Source organism: Maribacter sp. 1_2014MBL_MicDiv (assembly GCF_001865655.1).
Classification (GTDB): Bacteria; Bacteroidota; Bacteroidia; order Flavobacteriales; family Flavobacteriaceae; genus Maribacter; species Maribacter dokdonensis.
Window position 1 is genome coordinate 764,135 of the sequence record NZ_CP011318.1, and the last position, 22,795, is coordinate 786,929.

The window sequence follows — 22,795 nt, forward strand, 5'->3', positions numbered from 1 at the left end:
TAGTTCTATATGTATAATTTTTTTTCAAATCGATTTGGGATCTTTGTTTCAATTAGCTAATTATTGAGCTACAAAAACTACATTGATCAGTGTATTATAATCTGTTGGAGCCGCTATAACATCGTAAGTCATTATACCCGTAACGTTCACACTAACATTTGCAAATACGGTTGTATCATAATATGTTACATAATAATACAATTCATTATTAGCATAAGTTGGTATTGCTGTTGGGGCACCTGCGCTAACCACTGCCGGTGTACCGTACTGAGCTAAATACTCCGCATGTAAATCAATTGTTCTACCTGTACCTGTTGTTGCCACATCTACCTCAATAGAAGGTGGATAGAAAATATCCGGCCTTGTATTGGCAATTAAATATGGATCAGCCGACGTACCAGTTCCAGTAACACTGATATCTGTATCCGGTGCCGCTTCCACTATGGTTTCTGCACCGTTTGCCGTTGGCACGGAAAGGTTATAATTGATTCCATTTGGTGTAACCGTTACCGAACCATCAGTAGACGTAATAGTTTGAATTTCGTTTGATGCATTTGAATCAGCATCATTTACATTCAAGGTAATAGCGTTACCACCAGAAATTGATATTTGACCAGCCGCACCTGTTGTTGCCAATGTTTGGTCATCAGTTGCAGGATCACCTGCTGGACCTTGGGGACCTGTTGCGCCATCCTGACCTGCTGGACCCTGAGGACCTGCCGGACCTTGGGGACCTGTTGCACCATCCTGACCGTCTTGTCCTGCCGGACCTTGTGGTCCTGTTGCGCCATCCTGACCATCCTGACCTGCTGGACCCTGGGGACCTGCCGGACCTTGTGGCCCAGTTGCACCGGTTGCACCGTCATTTCCATCGGCTCCCGCTGGACCTGCCGGTCCCTGTGGACCAACTTCTCCTTGAGGACCCTGAGGACCTGTCGCTCCCGTTGCACCCGTCGCACCGTCGTTTCCATCGGCTCCCGCTGGACCTGCCGGTCCCTGTGGACCAACTTCTCCTTGTGGACCTTGAGGACCTGTCGCTCCCGTTGCACCATCATTTCCGTCTGCTCCCGCTGGACCTGCCGGTCCCTGTGGACCAACTTCTCCTTGTGGACCTTGGGGACCTGTTGCTCCCGTTGCTCCATCGTTTCCATCGGCTCCCGCTGGACCTGCCGGTCCTTGTGGACCAACTTCTCCTTGAGGACCCTGCGGACCTGTCGCTCCCGTTGCTCCATCGTTTCCGTCTGCTCCCGCTGGACCTGCCGGTCCCTGTGGACCAACTTCCCCTTGAGGACCCTGAGGACCTGTCGCTCCCGTTGCACCCGTTGCACCGTCATTTCCGTCTGCTCCCGCTGGACCTGCCGGTCCCTGTGGACCAACTTCTCCTTGTGGACCTTGAGGACCTGTCGCTCCCGTGGCACCGTCGTTTCCGTCCGCTCCCGCTGGACCTGCCGGTCCTTGTGGACCAACTTCTCCTTGTGGACCTTGGGGACCTGTCGCTCCCGTTGCACCGTCGTTTCCGTCTGCTCCAGCTGGACCTGCCGGTCCTTGTGGACCAACTTCTCCTTGAGGACCCTGAGGACCTGTCGCTCCCGTTGCACCCGTCGCACCGTCGTTTCCATCGGCTCCCGCTGGACCTGCCGGTCCCTGTGGACCAACTTCTCCTTGTGGACCTTGAGGACCTGTCGCTCCCGTTGCACCATCATTTCCGTCTGCTCCCGCTGGACCTGCCGGTCCCTGTGGACCAACTTCTCCTTGTGGACCTTGGGGACCTGTTGCTCCCGTTGCTCCATCGTTTCCATCGGCTCCCGCTGGACCTGCCGGTCCTTGTGGACCAACTTCTCCTTGAGGACCCTGCGGACCTGTCGCTCCCGTTGCTCCATCGTTTCCGTCTGCTCCCGCTGGACCTGCCGGTCCCTGTGGACCAACTTCCCCTTGAGGTCCCTGAGGACCTGTCGCTCCCGTTGCACCCGTTGCACCGTCATTTCCGTCTGCTCCCGCTGGACCTGCCGGTCCTTGTGGACCAACTTCTCCTTGAGGACCTTGCGGACCTGTCGCTCCCGTGGCACCATCGTTTCCGTCTGCTCCCGCTGGACCTGCCGGTCCTTGTGGACCAACTTCTCCTTGTGGACCTTGGGGACCTGTCGCTCCCGTTGCTCCATCGTTTCCGTCTGCTCCCGCTGGACCTGCCGGTCCTTGTGGACCAACTTCTCCTTGTGGACCTTGGGGACCTGTCGCTCCCGTTGCTCCATCGTTTCCGTCTGCTCCCGCTGGACCTGTCGGTCCTTGTGGACCAACTTCCCCTTGTGGACCCTGAGGACCTGTCGCTCCCGTTGCTCCATCGTTTCCATCGGCTCCTGCTGGACCTGCTGGTCCTTGTGGACCAACTTCTCCTTGTGGACCTTGAGGACCTGTTGCCCCGTCAGCGCCATCGGCTCCGTCAGCGCCATCGGCACCTCTTAAATCTCCTGTTGTAAATCCTAATCCGTCATCAGAAGTGAACGTAACCACTCCTGTACCTGCATTATAGTTTCCTCCGGTAAAGCCGTCTCCATCAGCACCATCTGTTCCGTCAGCACCTGCTGGACCTGTTGCCCCGTCCGCTCCGTCAGCGCCATCGGCACCTCTTAAATCTCCTGTTGTAAATCCTAATCCGTCATCGGATGTGAACGTAACCACTCCTGTACTTGCATTATAGTTTCCTCCGGTAAATCCGTCTCCGTCTGCTCCATCTGTTCCGTTTGTTCCGTCAGCTCCATCATTTCCAGGAGTTCCTTGAGGACCTGTTAAATCCGACGTGGTGAAAGTTGTTCCGTCATCGTAAGTCAATGTAAAGGTTCCATCTCCATTATTGGTCGTGGATGCTATTCCGTTGCCGTCAGCTCCATCAGCACCTGCAGGACCTGAATCTGGATCTACCCAAGTATATGTTCCTGAACCATCAGTAGAAAGTACTTGACCATTATTTCCTCCTTCTGGTAATTCTATTTCGTTTTCATCGTCGTTATCTCCATCTACATAGTCGACAGTAAAATTACCATTTCCGTCATCGGTAACAGTTATGTCATTTGCTCCTATTACAGTTTCTCTATAATCTGATAAATCTATAGCCGTTGCAGTTGGGTCGTTGGTCAATGTTAGATTATCTCCTGTTAAAGAAAGATCTTGACTGTCCGTTCCTAAATCACTCAAAGGAACATCAAAATCAGTACCTGCTTCGGTAATACGAAGATTAGTACCCACAACTCCAAAAGAAGTTATTAGCTCGTTGGTATCACTAGCATCTCCTGGTGTAGCACTCCCACCTACCGGTTGCCATGCGCCAGAATCGTATACATAAAGTTGACCACTAGCAGTGTCTACATAAGTGGTACCCTCCGCAGGTGAACCTGTTGGACCGCCTGTACCTCTTTGCGTTAATTCGTTTGTGGAGTCGTTATCACCATCTATATAATCAACAGTATAGTTTCCGTTACCATCATCGGTTACCGTTATATCATTGGTTCCAGTTACGGTTTCATTCAAAGATGATAAATCTACTGTTTCGCTCGATCCATCCTCAATACCTATAGTCAAGGTATTTCCAGATAAAATTGAACCACTAATGCTTTGATTATCCGCTAGAGGAGATAAATCGACGGTCTCACTCGATCCATCCTCTATTCCAATTGTCAAAGTATTCCCCGATAAACCTGAACCAGTAATACTTTGATTATCCGCTAATTCAGCAAGACTAACTGTTTGAGAAGTTCCATCCTCAATTCCTACGGTTAACGTTGTACCAGAAAATGCCAAATTTTCAATATTCTGATTATCCGAACTTACTAACGCGGATAAGTCAATATCCGTAGCCGATGGATTGTTCGTTATATTTAAAGTTTGAGTTGAAGGGTCATAGGTTAAATCCTGAATCTCATTGGTATCACTCTTATCGCCATCTACATAATCAACAGTATAGTTACCATTGCCATCATCGGTTACGGTGATATCATTTGTTCCTGTTACAGTTTCCCTATAATCTGATAAATCTATTGCAGTAGCTGTTGGGTCATTTGTCAATGTTAGATTATCTCCCGTTAATTGTAAATCTTGAATTTCATTGGTATCGTTATTTACGAACGGAGTCAAATCTATAACGTTTGAAGCTTCACCATTCACTGTACTAACCAGTTCATTACTTCCATTTAAACTAAGTGAATTACTATTAACTATTGGAACCCCTGCTCCAGTAACACCATTGACCGTAGTTGACAAAGTGTTTCCTGTACTTGTGTTGGATACCGTAGTTGCCGGAATCAAGGTACTTGGGTCTATATATTCCCAATCCGTACCATTCCATTGAATCATTTCTCCGGCATTGTTACCATCGGCAAGATCAGCCGTTCCTACCGAACCATCGGTAATGTTTTCTGTGTTTATGGCATTATCAGCTATTTCGGCATTGGTAATACCGTCAGCGGCTACATCCAAGGTAAAAGGACTTACCGTAGTACCAGCTCCTGAACGTACCAAAGTACCATCTGTACCATTCACAACTTCATTTCCTATAACTCCGTCATTTTCGGTTACCGTTACTGAACCTAGGTCTACCAATGTCCAATCGGTACCATTCCATTGCATTACTTGACCGTTGGCAGTACCGTTCGCCAATTTTTCCAAGGCTACGGCATCATCCGAAATATCGGATGTCTCCACTGCACCCGCAGCTATTTTATCCGTAGTGATGGCATTGTCCGCAACATCCAAGGTCACGTCCTTGAATACTGAATCGTCACCTCCCGTAATATCTATGGTACTGTTCGTTGACGAGATCGTTCCGTCGGCTATTGCCGCTTCGTCGACTTCCAAAGCGCCTGTCGTTGCATTCTGTGCAAGACCTGCTCCCGCTACGTCTGCGTTAATGGTCGCCGCGTTTACCGCATCCGCCGCGATATCCGAAGATTCCACTGCACCCGCAGCTATTTTTTCCGTGGTGATGGCATCGTCCGCAACATCCAAGGTCACGTCCTTGAATACTGAATCGTCACCTCCCGTAATATCTATGGTACTGTTCGTTGACGAGATCGTTCCGTCGGCTATTGCCGCTTCGTCGACTTCCAAAGCGCCTGTCGTTGCATTCTGCGCAAGACCTGCTCCAGCTACATCTGCGTTAATAGTTGCCGCGTTTACCGCATCCGCCGCGATATCCGAAGATTCCACTGCGCCCGCAGCTATTTTATCCGTAGTGATGGCATTGTCCGCAACATCCAAGGTCACGTCCTTGAATACTGAATCGTCACCTCCCGTAATATCTATGGTACTGTTCGTTGACGAGATCGTTCCGTCGGCTATTGCCGCTTCGTCGACTTCCAAAGCGCCTGTCGTTGCATTCTGTGCAAGACCTGCTCCCGCTACGTCTGCGTTAATGGTCGCCGCGTTTACCGCATCCGCCGCGATATCCGAAGATTCCACTGCACCCGCAGCTATTTTTTCCGTGGTGATGGCATCGTCCGCAACATCCAAGGTCACGTCCTTGAATACTGAATCGTCACCTCCCGTAATATCTATGGTACTGTTCGTTGACGAGATCGTTCCGTCGGCTATTGCCGCTTCGTCGACTTCCAAAGCGCCTGTCGTTGCATTCTGCGCAAGACCTGCTCCCGCTACATCTACGTTAATGGTTGCCGCATCGACTGCATCATCGGCAATTGTTAGACTAACATCGTTCAAAGTTGCGTTCGAACCGCCTACAACATTAAGATCACTTGATGTAATACTACCGTCACCAACGATATCCGTAGGATCTACCGTAACCGTATATTCCGTATTGTTTCCGGTAACCGATGATGTTACATCTATTCCCGTTCCTTCTACAACCGTGGTCGTGGTTTGATTTGCTTGTATTGCCGGAGTTAAATCCAACGCTGAAGAGGCTTCTCCGTTTACCGTACTTATCAAATCATTATTAGTATCTAAACCTAGTACGTTACTATTAACTATTGGAACCCCTGCTCCGGTAACACCATTGACCGTAGTCGATAAAGTGTTGCCAGTACTTGTGTTGGATACCGTAGTTGCCGGAATCAAGGTACTTGGGTCTATATATTCCCAATCCGTACCGTTCCATTGAATCATTTCTCCGGCATTGTTACCATCTGCCAATTTCCCCAATGTTACAGCCTCGTCAGCTAAATCTGCTGTCTCTACTGCTCCAGGAGCTATTTCATTGGTTGTTATTCCGTCCGAAGAAACCGCTAATCTTAATGGGTCTACCGTAGAGCCTGCTCCAGATAAAGTTAATGTTCCATTTGATGGACCAACTACCTCATTTCCTATTATACCATCATTTTCCGTTACCGTTACCGAACCTAAATCGATTAAAATCCAATCGGTACCGTTCCATTGCATTACTTGACCGTTGGCAGTACCGTTCGCCAATTTTTCCAAGGCTACGGCATCATCCGAAATATCGGATGTCTCCACTGCACCCGCAGCTATTTTATCCGTGGTGATGGCATCGTCCGCAACATCCAAGGTCACGTCCTTGAATACTGAATCGTCACCTCCCGTAATATCTATGGTACTGTTCGTTGACGAGATCGTTCCGTCGGCGATTGCCGCTTCATCGACTTCCAAAGCGCCTGTCGTTGCATTCTGCGCAAGACCTGCTCCCGCTACATCTGCGTTAATGGTCGCCGCGTTTACCGCATCCGCCGCGATATCCGAAGATTCCACTGCGCCCGCAGCTATTTTATCCGTAGTTATGGCATCGTCCGCAACATCCAAGGTCACGTCCTTGAATACTGAATCGTCACCTCCCGTAACATCTATGGTACTGTTCGTTGACGAGATCGTTCCGTCGGCTATTGCCGCTTCGTCAACTTCCAAAGCACCTGTCGTTGCATTCTGTGCAAGACCTGCTCCCGCTACATCTGTGTTAATGGTTGCCGCGTTCACCGCATCTGCCGCGATATCTTCACTTGCAATGGTACCATCTAAAATTTCAGTGGTAGTTATGGCATCATCTGCTATCTTTGCATTTGTAATTGCGTTATCTGCGATTGTTAATGTAACGTCGTTCAAAGTTGAATTAGCTCCACCGGTAATATCAATATCACTTGATGTAATACTACCGTCACCAACGATATCCGTAGGATTTACCGTAACCGTATATTCCGTATTGTTTCCGGTAACCGATGATGTTACATCTATTCCCGTTCCTTCGACAACCGTGGTCGTAAACTCGCTTGATGTAATAATGCCATCCAACTCTTCTAAAGCGGATTGTACATTGGTTGTAGTAATGTTTCCTGCTGGGGTTACCTCAACCTCACCTGCATTCTGATCGTCAGCTGCAAAAAGTCCGTCAGTTTCTACGCTAAGATTGTTTCCTGCTGCAGCACTGATCTCAGACGCTACAGTATATTCCGTATTGTTCCCGACTACCGTTGATGTCACATCTACACCATCTCCCTCAACAACCGTGGTCGTAAGCTCGCTTGATGTGATAATGCCATCCAACTCTTCTAAAGCGGATTGTACATTGGTTGTTGTAATGTTTCCTGCTGGGGTTACCTCAACCTCACCTGCATTTTGATCGTCAGCTGCAAAAAGTCCGTCAGTTTCTATGCTAAGATTATTTCCTGCTGCAGCACTGATCTCAGACGCTACAGTATATTCCGTATTGTTCCCGACTACCGTTGATGTCACATCTACACCACCTCCCTCAACAACCGTGGTCGTAAGCTCGCTTGATGTGATAATGCCATCCAACTCTTCTAAAGCGGATTGTACATTGGTTGTAGTAATGTTTCCTGCTGGGGTTACCTCAACCTCACCTGCATTCTGATCGTCAGCTGCAAAAAGTCCGTCAGTTTCTATGCTAAGATTGTTTCCTGCTGCAGCACTGATCTCAGACGCTACAGTATATTCCGTATTGTTCCCGACTACCGTTGATGTTACATCTACACCGTCTCCCTCAACAACCGTGGTCGTAAGCTCGCTTGATGTGATAATGCCATCCAACTCTTCTAAAGCGGATTGTACATTGGTTGTAGTAATGTTTCCTGCTGGGGTTACCTCAACCTCACCTGCATTTTGATTATCGGTAACCATTGTCCAGTTTGTACCATCGTAAACATATAGTTCATTTGTATCCGTATCCAAATACGTTACACCAGGATTATTATTTGCCGGAGTTCCTGTTGGTGCACCTGCACCACTTGTTGTAAGTTCGTTCGTTGGGTCAATATCCAGATCTAATGCATTGGCTGCAGCTATATCCGCTATGGCCTCTTCCACTGTTGTCTCGTCTACACTATCGCCATCAACATCCAAAGGATTGGTCAACAAGACTTCCGTACCTTCTTGTTCGTCGGTATTAACAAGTGCTGCAATATCTGCTAAAGGAACAGCTACTACATTACTATCAGAATCAATGATATCCAAAGTCCCATTAGTACTATTTACTGTAAAAGTTACATTAGTAGTATTTGTATCTACAATTGCTGCTATATCCGCTAAAGGAATTGAAACTGTATTTAAGTCACTATCGGTCAGAATCAAGTTTACCCCATCTTCGGTCAAGGAAGCATTGGTTGTATTTGCATCTGTAGATGTATATTCCCAAGAATCACCATCCCAGAAATAAATTGTACCGGTATCCGTATTTACATACAAATCTCCTAAATCCGCTCCTGCAGGTGTTACACCACCTGGTGCAGTAACATCAGTTCCCTGAAGTACTTCACAATTACATTGATCCTCTAGGGTCACGGTCGTCTGTGCCATAGAAATACCAGATAGCAGTAATGCAAATAACACCATTGTAAATTTAATGGCATTACCCAAGGTTGTAGTAGTTCGACTTTTCATACTTTTAATATTCAATTCCACCTTCAAAAATTCTTTGATCATATAGGTCTTAAAAAAAGGTAATTACCAAAAAACATTAATAATCGATTCATACTAGATGGATCTATGGTAATCACAATACACAAATATTCATTTTAAGTAGTGCTCACTAAAATAAATGTTGTGTAAGCCAATATTTATGACATATAGTCTTATATATATGAGGTATAGACATGTTAAAACTTTGCAAAATGTTATTGTCGTTCGTCGAGTATACACTGTTATTCGGGTAGTTTTTGGTTCTATAAAAAACCAAGGACTTTTTATTGACCACTAAAAAAAGTACCGATTAACATTAATGCAAACGATAACCTAAACTTCTAAACAAACCTTCTTTAGCCTATAATTATATGCTTAAAAAAACATTGGTTTAGAGTTTCCACATTCAACGAATTACAAAAGAAGGAGCACTAAATTTTAATTAGGTTTTATACGGTATGTTATACGTTTATTTGTAATTACAGTTCTAACATTTACAAATAATAATGCTGCGTTAGATGGTGTTTCCGTACAAGATGTACCGGAATTTGAGGCGAGAAGTCTATAAGAATACCCTTCTTTTTCCTTAGGAACGTTCAACACATTTAAAGTTAACGTTTGAGTACCAGAATGCTCAGAATCATCCACTAAGTTTACATAGTTAACCCCATCGACACTTACTTGCCATTGATATGTATCTGCATTGGTTACATTAGCCGTAAACTGGGCATTTTCACCAGTTAATACAGTCCGATCCACTGGTTGTGTTACAACCATAACTTCCGGGGTTGTATTAATATCATAATCTCCCAAGCTTACCGGGCAAGCGTTATTACCCCAGCGTACGCATAGCGGGTATGTTCCTGCAGGAAGGTTTGAAAACGTATAACTGCCACTATTATCTCCCGCACTGGTATAATTTGCCCCATCATCGATACTAAACTTAATACCGGTTCTATTTGGGTGGTCTGGAAAATTAAAGGTAATTGCACCATTATCTATTCCACAAGAAGCATTATCAGTACTTATGGTTACGGTTGGATTAGAATAAACAGTAACGTTAACAGTATCGGTATCACTACATCCATTAGCATCTGTTACGGTTACCGTATACGTTGTTGTAGTATTTGAATTTGGATTGCCTCTCGGAGTTACAGTTATTGTAGGTGTTGTTTCCCCTGTGCTCCAAACATAAGAGTAGCCAGAACCACTACCACCAGTTGCCGTGGCTGATAATGTTGCGGACTCACCGTCACAAATGGTTTGATTTGAACCAGCATTCGCCAAAGGAGGTGCATTTTCGATAATTGTTACAGCTGTTCTAGTACCACTAACACATCCTGTAGAAGTATTTCTTGCTTCGGCATAGTACGTTCCTGCCGAAGACGGCTGATATGTTAAACTATTATTTTGAAGTAAGTTACCTCCTGAAGAAGCATCATACCAATCTATAGTTTCTGTACCTGCACTCGTACTTGCAGAAATTTCAGGTACTGTATCTCCTTGACAATATTCTTTATTACCGTCACTAGTAGGAGGATCTACCACCGGACAAACACAGTTTGGTGCCGTTACCGGTAAATCTCTGCTACAATTACCTTGTGTTGAAGTCACAACCACATCTGTACCATCGGGAATATCCGCTATTCTCCAAACATCACCCGAAACGTTGGTTACCGTACCATCTGTGGCAGTTACCGTACCACCGCTAACGGTAACTTCAAAAGAGTAGGTTGTTGGTTGAAACAATCTAAAATTACAACTTGGTGAGCTCGTAACCGTGATGGTAGGTGTAGGCTCAACAGTAACGGTGACTTCATCTGTATCTGTACATCCACTACTATCTGTAACGGTAACCGTATAATTGACCATTACATTTCCACTAGTATTTCCTGAAGGTGAAACGGTGATACTTGGAGTTGTTGCGCCTGTGCTCCACTCATATGTATAACCACTACCACTTCCTCCAGTAGCCGAAGCTGTTAATGTTGCGGATTCGCCATCACATATGGTCTGATCTGAACCAGCATTTGCTATCGGCACTTGAACAATTAGTACCGCTTCTTCTGATGTAGTATTTGCACATACATAAGCCGGATTAGATATCACGACCCTATATCTATTATTATGATCTGATAGCGAAGTGTTTGTTATTGTTAAGGTATTTGTATCGGTACCGCTATATTTTCCTCCTTCAGAGATATTAGTCCAAGTACCGCTAATAATTTCTTGCCATAGATACATATCTCCTGCCGAACTGCTCACACTAAATGAAGCCGATCCACCTGGACAAGCGTTGGCATCTACTGGTTGATCCGTTATTACAGGTACTTGCCCAACCTGTAAAAAATCATAATTACCATTATTATCACCGTCAATAGGTTCACTATATGAAGCAGCCGTTACCAATCCACTTTCATTTACCGTGGGTATGCCAGAACCATACATACCATTGCCATCTGCATCGGATGATGTATTTGCATAGGCTTCATCTGCGTCATTGCACCCATCGCCGTCACTGTCATCATCCAAATGATTTGGGTATGCATCGCCATCTAAATTACCAGACCTACATGCAATAAAATTAAAATGAATGTCGTCTATAATAGAGTAGTTTTCTGATGAATCATTAATTTGACCATAGACATAAAATCTAAAGGTATATTCTGTATTTGCCTCTAAATAGACAGACCCTATATCCAAATGTTGAAATGTGGCGTAATTACTACCATTATCCGTATGAAAAACATCTGTAGAAAGGGTAGTCCACGCGTTAGAACCTGTTCTTGTAAATACCGCTGATGAATAATAGGAATCTCCTCTGTAAGGTTGATACCAACCAGAAGTAATTCCGCTCAATTCAAACGAGGATACCTCAGAACCAGTTGTAAAAGAAACCTCTATATAATCTTCATTTATTATTGCCTCTTCTTTATCAACTGCCGTTATTGGCCGTATTTCTATATTACTTCCATTTACATTAAATATAGACGTATTCAATATCATGGCATCTGTATTCTCCAAAACCCAATCATTTGTTTCCGAAGCGTAGGTAGCATCCATATTCAAATTTCCGGAAGGTGAGTTTAATGTCCATGCAAACTGACTAGAAACACTTTCTAAAGACTCGTCACAATCGGATATGCCATCATTATCATCATCGTTATCACATCCGTCGGGAACGCCATCATTATCACTATCAATGGCATCATCAAAATAAGGACATTTATCATTCGCATTGTTCACACCATCACCATCATCATCACATTCATCTGCTGTTACCGTATAATCATTACTACTACCTAAACCTTGCCCACCATTTGCCGTCAGAGGAACACCATTACTATCTACCTCTCCTGAAATACTTCCATCGCCATTTAAATCTGAAAAATTTAAACTCTCGCTACCTTCCAAAGCATCAAAACAACCATCTCCATCACTGTCCAAATCGTAAATATCCACAATACCATCACCATCGGTATCACCACAACCAGTTGAAAGAACTACATTATCCACATACATTCTATCATGATTTGTAGCAGATGAAATACCATTAAACCTTAGTTCTATACTATTAGAAGTTGGAATGAATGAAAATGTCCTCGTTGACATGTTCAAGGTTTCATTATTATTTTGCGCCCTCCCTCCGTTTGCTGAAACTATTTGATTGGAAGTTTCGGTAAATTCAACCTGCCCACCAATTAAGACATTCAAGGTAACTTCGCGACCATAACTGTTGTCAGCTCCTAAGTCAAAGGTGATAGTATTCTCCACACCTGGCACTACATTTATAGTCTGATAAAAACTGGCAGTACCCATACCGTTCCATTGAGGAAACCAAGCCCTATTGGTGTCCATATTCCATTGATTACCGCTTCTTGTCCATCCCGGAGCATTGAAAATCCAATATCCAAAATCGCCATTATCAACCAATGCGGCCGATATGTTACATTCATCGACATCTAAAATACCGTCGTTATTATTATCTAGATCACAAACATCATTAATACCGTCACCATCAGTATCTAAACCCGTAGGGTCCGTACACGGCTCAAAGATTCGTACTGTTGCCGTATCACTTTTTCCTAATGAGGGACAAAGAGAATTGGTAGAGTCTATTATAGTGTAGTCAAAAGTAGTTTCGCCGGGAAAAGGTGTTGCTTCATTATACGTATATGTTACCAAGCCATTATCCCCATCATCTATAAGCACAGAACCCACTGATGGTTGAGTAATACTTTCAACGGAAAAATCATCTCCGTCAGCATCAGAATCGTTTGCAAATAGGTCTATCTGAACCGATATATTATTTCCATAAGATACTTGTTCTTGATCATTATTTGCCTCAGGGGCATTAGGATTTTCAATTAGTTCAGCATCTGTAGTGGTCAATGTATAGTGATTTGTTCCTGCGATTGTACTTGGCTGCGCAATAGCAGTAGCCACTAATCTGGAATAGCCACTAGGATCAGATGAATCATAAAAATTTGGATAATGAACTTCTATAATATAAGTTTCATTCTCACCTAAAGGCAAACCAAAATGTACTTCTTCCGGTTGTTGGGTACCATGACCATATACCCCATTTACTTGTCTTAATCCACTAATAATATTTCCCGAACAATCTCTGATCAACACATTTGTACCAATATCTACCCTCCCTAAAAAACCGCCTGTATTACCATTAGCACCTCTATCTTCGGTAACATCTATCAATAGATGATTATTTCTATTGGCCGCCGGTAAATTATTAATATATAATTGGTTAGCACTATTGTTTATATTAATGTAAATATCCAGATCACCGTCATCATCTACATCAACCATTGTAGTACCTTCACGGTCTCTACCTGAGTTAAATTGTTCAGCATCTAGTGCAAAATTCATTGCCGCACCACTACCAATTACACCTGGAGCGGGAGTTGGACTATTCAATTGATTGATGTATAAATAACTTCTACTGTTTCCTACTAAAATAATATCTATGTCACCATCATTATCTATATCTCCACCTGACAAAGCATCTATACGAGCGCCTGAACTACCATTGTTTACATTACCCGGTTGTGGTAACCCTGGAAAAGAAGCTGCACCTAAAGGTGTAAATACCCCTCCCCCATCATTTCTATGTATTTGCATAAGACCATTCTCTGTCCATACCGCATCTAGATCACCGTCGTTATCCAAATCCCATAATCCATTACCTCCTTTATTATTGTTGGCCGCCTGACCTAGATCTGCTCCATTTGAAAATGAGCCACCTTGATTTAAAAAAAAGTCATTTTCATCTCGCTTACGCATGAAAATATCAACCCAACCATCATCATTTACATCGGCTGCGATACCATAATCCCCATCCGTGGCAAATTGGTTTAGACCAAATTCAGTTACGCCGCTACCGTTACCGGTCGTAATATGAGTGAACAAGGCATTTGGTGCCGGGTTTGCAACAGTATGAGTTGTATGGTCAATAAAGTTATTTCGCAACAACTCAATACCCATGTCATGATTATCAAAAAAAACGTCTAAATCACCATCACCTTCAAAATCAAAAAAACCAACGCCTTCTGAATTTACTGCAGGTACTACTATTGTTGAACCCGATCTTCCTATGGTTATTGGGTTGTACCCCCCAATACCATCACCGAATGTACCGTTTGAATTTTGAATAAAAATTTGAATAGCCTGTCTAGCATTACTATTACCAGATGAATTTATAATAAAATCTGGTTTGCCATCATTATTAATATCTCCCCAAACTGCTTGTCTTTCTGCCCAGTCACCAAGCATACCTGGAACTAATGAAGATTGCACATTGGTAAACGTATTGTTACCATTATTGCGCATTAAGAAACTTTTTACGTTGGCATTATTATTATTTTCGAGAACGAGTACATCTAAATCACCATCGTTATCAAAATCTGACCAAGCGTGCCCACCGTCTTTTTTTTATCCTAAATCTAGGCCAAAAGCAGCCGCGCTTTCTGTAAAGCTCGTTTGTGCATTAAGTTTTATACCTGATAATGCTGCAATAATAAAACCACCTATAACCCCAAATTTTATCCTTTTGAGCAGATAAAACTCCATAAACATATATTTGATATGCTATTAGAGGGAATAGTAGCATGATTCTGTTTAATAAAATTCAGCTAATCAAACCGGGTTATGAAATTTATGTTGCCAATTTATACAGGATAATTGTAAACACTCTTAAATATGTAGGCTGCCGCAAAATCCCAATAAAATAAAGGGTTAGCCAAGAATATATTTATAAGAAAAAACTTTCCTGTAAATCTAATTTCCTTTAATACGATAGGTAATGTTCCTATTAGTAATTACCGTATACGCACTAATTATAATTTCTGGTGAAAACTCAGATGTGGAATTACTTCTTGTACCAGTGGTTGTTATTAAATCTCCTACAACAGTGCCTGATGGTAAAGGAAATACAAATTTGTATTTATTGGTATTGTCAGTATTACCGTCCGGGTCTGCATACGAAGAGGTTGTAGCATCTTGGTCATCCCCACTACCTTCTACTGCCGTCCCAATATAGGTTTGACCTTCACCATAATCTTGGGTAAGCCCCAACTGATTGTCTCCTAAAGTAGCTGTACCTTCATTAACATCTGTAAAAAACACCTCAATTGTACTACCTGGAGATGCCCAACCAGTAACCACCAAATTAGATCCTGAAATAAATGCGGAATTTATGATTGGAAAATTTTCTAAATTGTTTGGACCGGAATCTGAATCGGAATTATCGTTAAGGGTTACACCATCCATACCTAGGTCAATACCCAAGCTAGGCACTACGGTTCCATTTGCATAAATACTGTTCTGGGATATGGTGTTTGATGCACCAGAAAGAACTACCACTCCCTCACTGCCATTAGAATAAATTCTATTCTGATCAATTACGGAATCATCACCTGAGAGTTTAATAGCCATACCTTCATAATTTCCACTACAATTACCTCCGTTTTGACCTGATAAAAGAATGTTATTGTTCGAAACCGTAACTCCGTTTACATTATCAATTTCAATACCTGATGCTGCTGCCGATTCTATAAGATTCTCTTGAATGACAATTGTACTACCATCTTCTATAAGAATATTATCATCACATGCCGTGCTCCCATTGGAATCTAAATGGTTGAACTGAACGGTGCTACGTGTACCACCATCTATAAAAATACCAGCTATGGTATTTGAGGATAAATAATTTGAAAATGCCGATAAATCACCACCTGTTTGCTCAATACCATAATCTATGTTTCCAGCAGACGCACCTAGCGCGTTTACTCCCAACAAATTGTTCGAAATGGTTGCCGAACCTTCTTGAACTCTAACCCCAGCATTATTATTCGCATATATTGACATATCTCGTATCGTGACATTTGAACCGTTTAATCGTAAAACATCACCACCATTTCTATGAATTTGTATTTCCGGTCTAGTATAATTAGGCAATGCCGTATTTGCAATGCCTACACCGGCTCCACCAGAACCAACTGTGCCAGCATTTGAATCACCAGAATAAGCTGTTTGGGTTCTACCGTCTATGATAGTATTTGTTCCTGTAATTACAGAAAAGGTATTTGCATTATCCAATAAAATATCAAAGTAACCTGCAGCATTATAATTTACATCAGCAGATCGACCAAAACTATCTCCGGTAGGTGGTATCATAAAAATTGATACATCCTCTTCTGCTGCGGGATCAAATATAGCATTTGCTTCAATATCCAAACCAACCTCACCCAAGGTGTTACTATTCAGAATAAACTGTTCTAGAGAACCTTGACCAAATTCATTGGTGTTCACAATAGTATTGAAATTGTATCCAAAGTCGATATTAGCTACACCACTACTTTCAATACTTACCATTGATAAACTCTGGGAATCTTCAAAAACTCCTAAGGCAGAATCTGAGAAGGCAGTTGGATCTGCTCCTCCAATTTCATCCAATACCTCAATATTATTGTTAACATCCCCATAACTTCTAAAAGTTTGTACAGGTACACAAGTAGTACAATTAATACCATTTGCTCGGGTTGATCTAACTGTGGAGTTTACAAGTTTTACATAGTAATCACCATCTGCCATACCCCCAAAGCTATAATCACCACTCACTTTAGAAGTAGTTCTTCTCACAAAAGTTCCATCGCTTTCATATAATTCTACAATGGCACTAGATATACCTACACCGTTGGCATTGGTCATGTTTCTACCTTGCCCGCCACCGTAATTCACATCTTCAAAAACAGTACCCGCAATAAGGTTTGAAGGCACTTTTAATACAACTGCCGCAGATATCACAAAATCCTGACCAACATCTACATTTGCCGTAACTTGAGAATCTCCAGGCGATACAAATGTTGAAATGTCATAGGTATCTAAATCTACCCCATACGTTGTATTATCATTATAATCTGGTGTGGTGGTATTATCATACATTGTAGAGTTATAAGCGTTATTACCTGTTTGACCACCATCACCAGCTAACGTAAAATCTTGATTTGCTTGGTTCGTAATTGATAATCGTTCTCCATTTGGATTGGTTGTACCCGAACTATTACCGTCAAGGGTAGAATCTCCTTCCCAAGATAAAAACGATGCCTTGGCTCCAGCACCTGCAATAGCATAAAAACTGTCTAAAGTAAAAGAATTGCCGTCATTACTTAAACCATCAAAACCTTGGTATAAATTAATGTTCACCGCTGGTAAATTTGGGTCTTCATAGAAAACGAACAACGTCCAACCACCTAATACCGTAGCAGAAGAACAATAGGTGTTGGAATTATCTACTGACAAGTCAGAAAAATCAAATACATTGGTTGATGGGTCTGCCACACTTTCAACAATATCGGTTACATCACTTACATAACCGTAAAAATTTCTATTTGTTAACGTAGTTTGATATTGATAATTGGCATTAACCGTTTGTCCTTCAAAAGTAACGGTTCCGTCTACCACCGTACTAGAGTGCGCCCAATATAAATATGCTTTTTTTATTGTGCCTGTATTGGGTATTGGTGAAATTAGGGTATTTGAAGATGAAGTCGTTATTGAACAGGCATCTGTATTATTATCATTTGTTCTTAACGAACCACCTGTGGTAGAATAATCAAAATAACCGTCAAATTCTTGAAATAACGTAAGGGGATCATTTGCCAATATTTGAGAATTAATATAACCATTGGCGGTATCACTATAATCAACAGAAGCATATTGTGCTGTTGCATCAGAAAACCCTACTGTAAAGTACTCTACTAATTCAGGTACCCCATCGTCTACAATGGGAACTGAAAAAGTTTGAACGTTGCCTACCTCACCGGTAAATGTAAGTGTTCCGTTTACAGAAATATAATCACTACCATTATTTGCAGTACCGTCACTAACCATATACTCTACGGTAAATGGTGTTTCAACAAAACCAAATAACCAACTGTAACCATGACGATCACGTACGTGAGTTACCGTAAAAATAGCACTACCAGAATCTTCATCTACGTATACATCTTCTACAACAATTTTAGGTCCGGGAGGTGAACAACTAACACTAGCCTGCCAACCATTACCCGTTGTATTATTATTTGATGTAAATCTAAAAGTTAAACAACCATTTGTATTGGTTGCAAAAATTTGTGTGGGTATATTATCATTATCATATTGCCCGATTAATGTTGCACCTGTACTATTACCATCATATACGAATAAGATATCGCCGGGAATTACATCAAACTGATCAAAATTAACCTGTGTATAATTATTTGCCGTATCTGGACAAATAGTATAAACCAAATCTTCGTTATCAGAGTAATTACTGATACCGCCAGAATCTAAAAATGTATCATCACAGGTGGTTGCGGAGCCCCCATCAGTCATAATTAAAGCGTCATTTGCCAAGATAGTACCGATAGCGGTATCTGTAATATCAACATCTGTATTCGTTGTAGAAGTAAATGACAAACCAAAGGTTTCGTCACCTTCGAAAATAGTATCATCAGTAATAGAGACAGTTATAGTCTCAGTATCATTTAAGCTTCCATTAAAATTTAAAGTGCCAGATGAAACAGAATAATCTTGACCGGAAATGGCAGATATATCGTTGGTTGTATAATTTACACTATAAGCACTTGTGCTGCTACCAATTTGTCTAACTGTAAATATAGCTGTTCCATCATCCTCATTTACAGTGACATCGTCTATTTCTAACTCCGCACCATAAGTAGCGGTAAATTGAACATTATCAATATATATAATATTATTATTTCCCCAATTCGTATTTGGAGGATAAAAAATTATTGCAGGATTTGAATCTATCTGTGCCGCTGTTAAATTGTACGTAATAGTACCGGTACCATTATTTATTCTTTGAACATAATCCCATTGATTACTATCTGCATTATATATATAAACATCCAATGCTTGCCCGTTTGCAGAATTTGCATCATAATCCAATGTCAATGTCGCTGTAGAAGCTCCAGCTAAAGGTACAAATCTATAAATCCACCTATCATCATTGTTTCTAAAACGTAATCTTCCACCTGTAATTGTTATACGTCCACCAAATGCAGAACTATTCTCATTTTGTTCTGTCCAATTAGAACTAAAATTTTGTGTCCCGTTATTATTTGAATAAGAAGTATTGCTAAATGTATCCAGATAAGTTTCTTGAGCAAAGAAACTAGTTGAACATAAAAGGATAATTAAGTAATAAAAATGTTTTAATCTCATAATCAAATTAATGGGGGTATTGAAATGCAAAGTTTATCTACAATCAATATCATCCGTAAAAATAACTATGTCTTAAAGTAGGGCACAATAAATGTTGTGAAGTTGGAAATAACCTAAGTGAATACCTTAAATGGAGCTGTTTAAATAAAAAAATTATTAGGTAATTGGTCTATAATCAACCTAATTTACTAGGCTTTGAAGAGTATTACCAACTAAAAAAGCAACCCTTATAGGGTTGCTTTTGATTGTAATAGTTTATATAAATTATTCTAAAATAATAAACTCAGACCTTCTATTTATATCATGTTTTGCTGCTGAACATTTAATACCATCTTCACACTCATTCAGCAATTTTGTTTCACCAAAGCCCTCACTTACAAGTCTGGTAGAGTCTATCCCCTCTTTAATCATATAATTCACCGTAGATTCTGCTCTTTTTTGAGAAAGCCACAAATTATATTCATCTGTACCCCTACTATCGGTATGAGCATTAACTTTCAATTTCAAACTAGGATACTTTTCCATAGCGGCTATAACTTTTTCTATTTCCACTTCTGAATCTTTTCTAATATTGTATTTATCAAAGTCAAAATAAATTGTACTTAATTGAAGTAGTTTAGCCAAATCATCTCCAAAACCAGCAGTAATACGATCTCTTTCCAAGTAAAAGTCAATAATTTTAGGTTTTCCATCCGATGCACCTATATATTCTTCAAATGGAATATAGCCCTCCATTAAAGCTCTTACAAAATTTCCCTTATTACAATCTAATTCAAGGGTGTAGCTTCCATCAGAATCTGTTATGGTCGATAAAAGCTCCTCATTCTCCTCACTAATAACTTTCACCGTAGCCCCAACCAAAATTTCATTTGAAATTTTGTCTCGTACCGTACCTGTTACTTTCTGTAAACAGTCAAAAGTTAACGGCTTTGTTTCCGTAAAACTATAAATATCATCATAACCTAACCCTTCTTCTCTATTTGATGCTACAAAACCAGTTCTTAAATCTTCATTAAAAATAAAGGTAAAATCATCATTATTACTATTAATAGGCTTTCCAACATTCAATATCTTGCCTGAAAAATCTTGTCTTTTTATTTTGGTTGCAAAAACGTCCAACCCACCTAAACCAGGATGACCATCAGATGAAAAATATAATATTTCCTCACTTGTTATAAAAGGAAATGTCTCTCTTGCCTCCGTGTTAATATTAGAGCCTAAGTTTTGTGGTGTACCAAAAGTGCCATCTTGATTGATTGAAACCATAAATAAGTCCGATTCTCCAAACGTACCCGGCATATCCGAAGCAAAATATAAGGTTTTTTCATCTAGACTTAAAGCAGGGTTTGCTACAGAATAAGAATCGCTATTAAACGGTAGCTCTTCTACTTCGCCCCATATTCCTTCATCAGTCATTTGCGCACGTAAAATTTTTAAACGTACGATTCCCTTTTCATCTTTTACAGTCTTTCGCTTCTCTATATTATTGCGCGTAAAAAATAAAGTTTTACCGTCTTTTGTTATTGCCGAAGTCGACTCATGATAACGGGTATTTACATTTTCCCCAAGCTTTTTAACTTGATTTAAGGAAGAACTATCTGCATTTACCTCATATAAGTCTAAAAAATCTTTAGCATTCCACGTATGACGATATCTTGCAAAATTACCTGTATCTCGATCAGAAGAAAAAATCAAACCTTCTTTATAAAATGAAGGAGCAAATTCTGAATAAGGGGAGTTAAATTCAAAAGGACCCAAATTATACCTCCCTGAATTTTTTTCTATATCAGCCATAAAATCCGCTTCATCATTAAAAGCAGTTGCTCGACCATCCTTCTTAGTTATATCTATAAACTTGTTCATTATAGACTTAGAGGTGTCATACTCGCCAGTTGATTTTAATGCTTGAGCATATTTAAAATAGTCTTCAGCAGTTACTTCATTTGAGTAATCCGATACTAACTGCATGTATATACTTGCTGCATCTTTATAGTCGGCATTATAGTAATAAGAATTCCCTAATTTACGTAGTAAGTCTGCAGAAACATATCCTTTTTCCAAGACCTTTTTATAAATATCTATTGCCGGACTAAACGAGTATGATTCAAATTTCTCATTTCCTTTTTGAATTAATCGCTCTTGGGCAAATGCCAATCCGTTACAAATCAAAAAGGTTAGGATAATAAACTTTACTTTATGTTTCATATATAAAATTGCCTTTTAGAAAAATCGTGGTGAAACCAATTTTTGAAATGATTTTACCAACTCATACCTTAAGAGTACCTCAAATGATCCATCATTAAACTGTGTACCACCTAAATCAGTGGTTTCTCTATCATATGCAAGCCCAATCATAAATTGGTCTGATATTTGGAAACCTGCCATAGCGCTGACTGCGGCATCCCAACGATATGCTGCACCGAATGTAAATTTTTCATTAAACATAAAATTGGCAGATACGTCAACTTGTAACGGAGCGCCACCAACTACCTTAGTAAGTAAAGCGGGCTTAAACTTTAAATTGCCGTTCAAATCAAAAACGTAACCGGTAATCAAATAAAAGTTAATTCTTTCTTTAGATAAAAACCTAACAGAATTGGCATCTTGCTGAGAATTATCAAAATGTTCCGTTTGGAAAAGATTAGGTGCTGAAAGTCCTGCATAAAATTCATTAGAATGATAATATAGACCCACGCCAACATTTGGTGAGAATCTATTTTCTATATTATCTGAATTAACCGGCTCCGAATCAAAATTTCTTAATTTATTGAAATCAAGATTTAAAAGATTACCTCCTGCTTTAAGTCCAAATGAAAGTTTTCCTTCTGCGGATACATCTATGGTATATGAAATAACAGCATCAAAATATGTTTCTTGTACAACACCATCACCTATTTCATCATTTACAATTGAAACACCATAACCTAGCTTGCTGTTTCTGATTGGAGATTGAATGTTGAGGGTTTGTGTTTTTGGAGCACCTTCTAAACCTACCCATTGCGATCGGTATAAACCTGTTATGCTTAATTGTCCCCTGCTACCTGCATAAGCCGGATTTACACTCATGGTATTAAACATATACTGGGTATATTGTGCATCTTGTTGGGCGAAAGAAGTTCCACAAACAAGTAGTAAACCTCCAAATAGAATTAAAACCTTATTCTTAATATTCATATTTTATAAT

The 22,795-nt window shown here is 40.9% G+C and carries 6 protein-coding genes and 1 pseudogene; all 7 read right to left on the bottom strand.

Annotated features, from left to right (window positions below; all coding sequences use genetic code 11):
* Positions 1 to 60 precede the first annotated feature (60 nt).
* The 7 genes and pseudogenes from YQ22_RS19145 to YQ22_RS03185 all read right to left on the bottom strand — a co-directional run bounded on the left by YQ22_RS19145 (position 61) and on the right by YQ22_RS03185 (position 22,785).
* Positions 61 to 8,850, bottom strand: a complete 8,790-nt coding sequence (locus YQ22_RS19145) for a hypothetical protein (protein ID WP_198033509.1) — start codon at positions 8,848 to 8,850, stop codon at positions 61 to 63.
* 456 nt (positions 8,851 to 9,306) lie between these two features.
* Complete coding sequence (locus tag YQ22_RS03170) at positions 9,307 to 14,370, bottom strand: Ig-like domain-containing protein (protein WP_335626986.1); 5,064 nt, start codon at positions 14,368 to 14,370, stop codon at positions 9,307 to 9,309.
* A gap of 27 nt (positions 14,371 to 14,397) precedes the next feature.
* Positions 14,398 to 14,778: pseudogene (locus tag YQ22_RS19425) on the bottom strand (FG-GAP repeat domain-containing protein); the annotation flags it as partial.
* Positions 14,779 to 14,817: 39 nt separating this feature from the next.
* Entirely contained in the window at positions 14,818 to 14,955 is a 138-nt protein-coding gene (locus YQ22_RS19030) for a hypothetical protein (RefSeq protein WP_156894525.1), read from the bottom strand.
* A gap of 207 nt (positions 14,956 to 15,162) precedes the next feature.
* The gene (locus YQ22_RS03175) at positions 15,163 to 19,611 is read right to left on the bottom strand and encodes a beta strand repeat-containing protein (protein WP_071340050.1); all 4,449 of its coding nucleotides are present in this window, start codon (positions 19,609 to 19,611) and stop codon (positions 15,163 to 15,165) included.
* A 264-nt stretch (positions 19,612 to 19,875) separates the two neighbouring features.
* Entirely contained in the window at positions 19,876 to 21,816 is a 1,941-nt protein-coding gene (locus YQ22_RS03180; RefSeq protein WP_071340051.1) for an OmpA family protein, read from the bottom strand.
* Between the two features lie 15 nt (positions 21,817 to 21,831).
* A complete protein-coding gene (locus YQ22_RS03185; RefSeq protein ID WP_058106079.1) occupies positions 21,832 to 22,785 on the bottom strand; it encodes a PorP/SprF family type IX secretion system membrane protein in 954 nt (317 codons plus the stop codon).
* Positions 22,786 to 22,795 lie beyond the last annotated feature (10 nt).

What these genes read in the sequence shown, in the direction of transcription:
- YQ22_RS19145 (WP_198033509.1), bottom strand. Translation starts at nt 8,850, where the DNA reads ATGAAAAGTCGAACTACTACAACCTTGGGTAATGCCATTAAATTTACA.
- YQ22_RS03180 (WP_071340051.1), bottom strand. Translation starts at nt 21,816, where the DNA reads ATGAAACATAAAGTAAAGTTTATTATCCTAACCTTTTTGATTTGTAAC.
- YQ22_RS03175 (WP_071340050.1), bottom strand. Translation starts at nt 19,611, where the DNA reads ATGAGATTAAAACATTTTTATTACTTAATTATCCTTTTATGTTCAACT.
- YQ22_RS03185 (WP_058106079.1), bottom strand. Translation starts at nt 22,785, where the DNA reads ATGAATATTAAGAATAAGGTTTTAATTCTATTTGGAGGTTTACTACTT.
- YQ22_RS03170 (WP_335626986.1), bottom strand. Translation starts at nt 14,370, where the DNA reads ATGGGTATTGAGTTGTTGCGAAATAACTTTATTGACCATACAACTCAT.
- YQ22_RS19030 (WP_156894525.1), bottom strand. Translation starts at nt 14,955, where the DNA reads ATGGAGTTTTATCTGCTCAAAAGGATAAAATTTGGGGTTATAGGTGGT.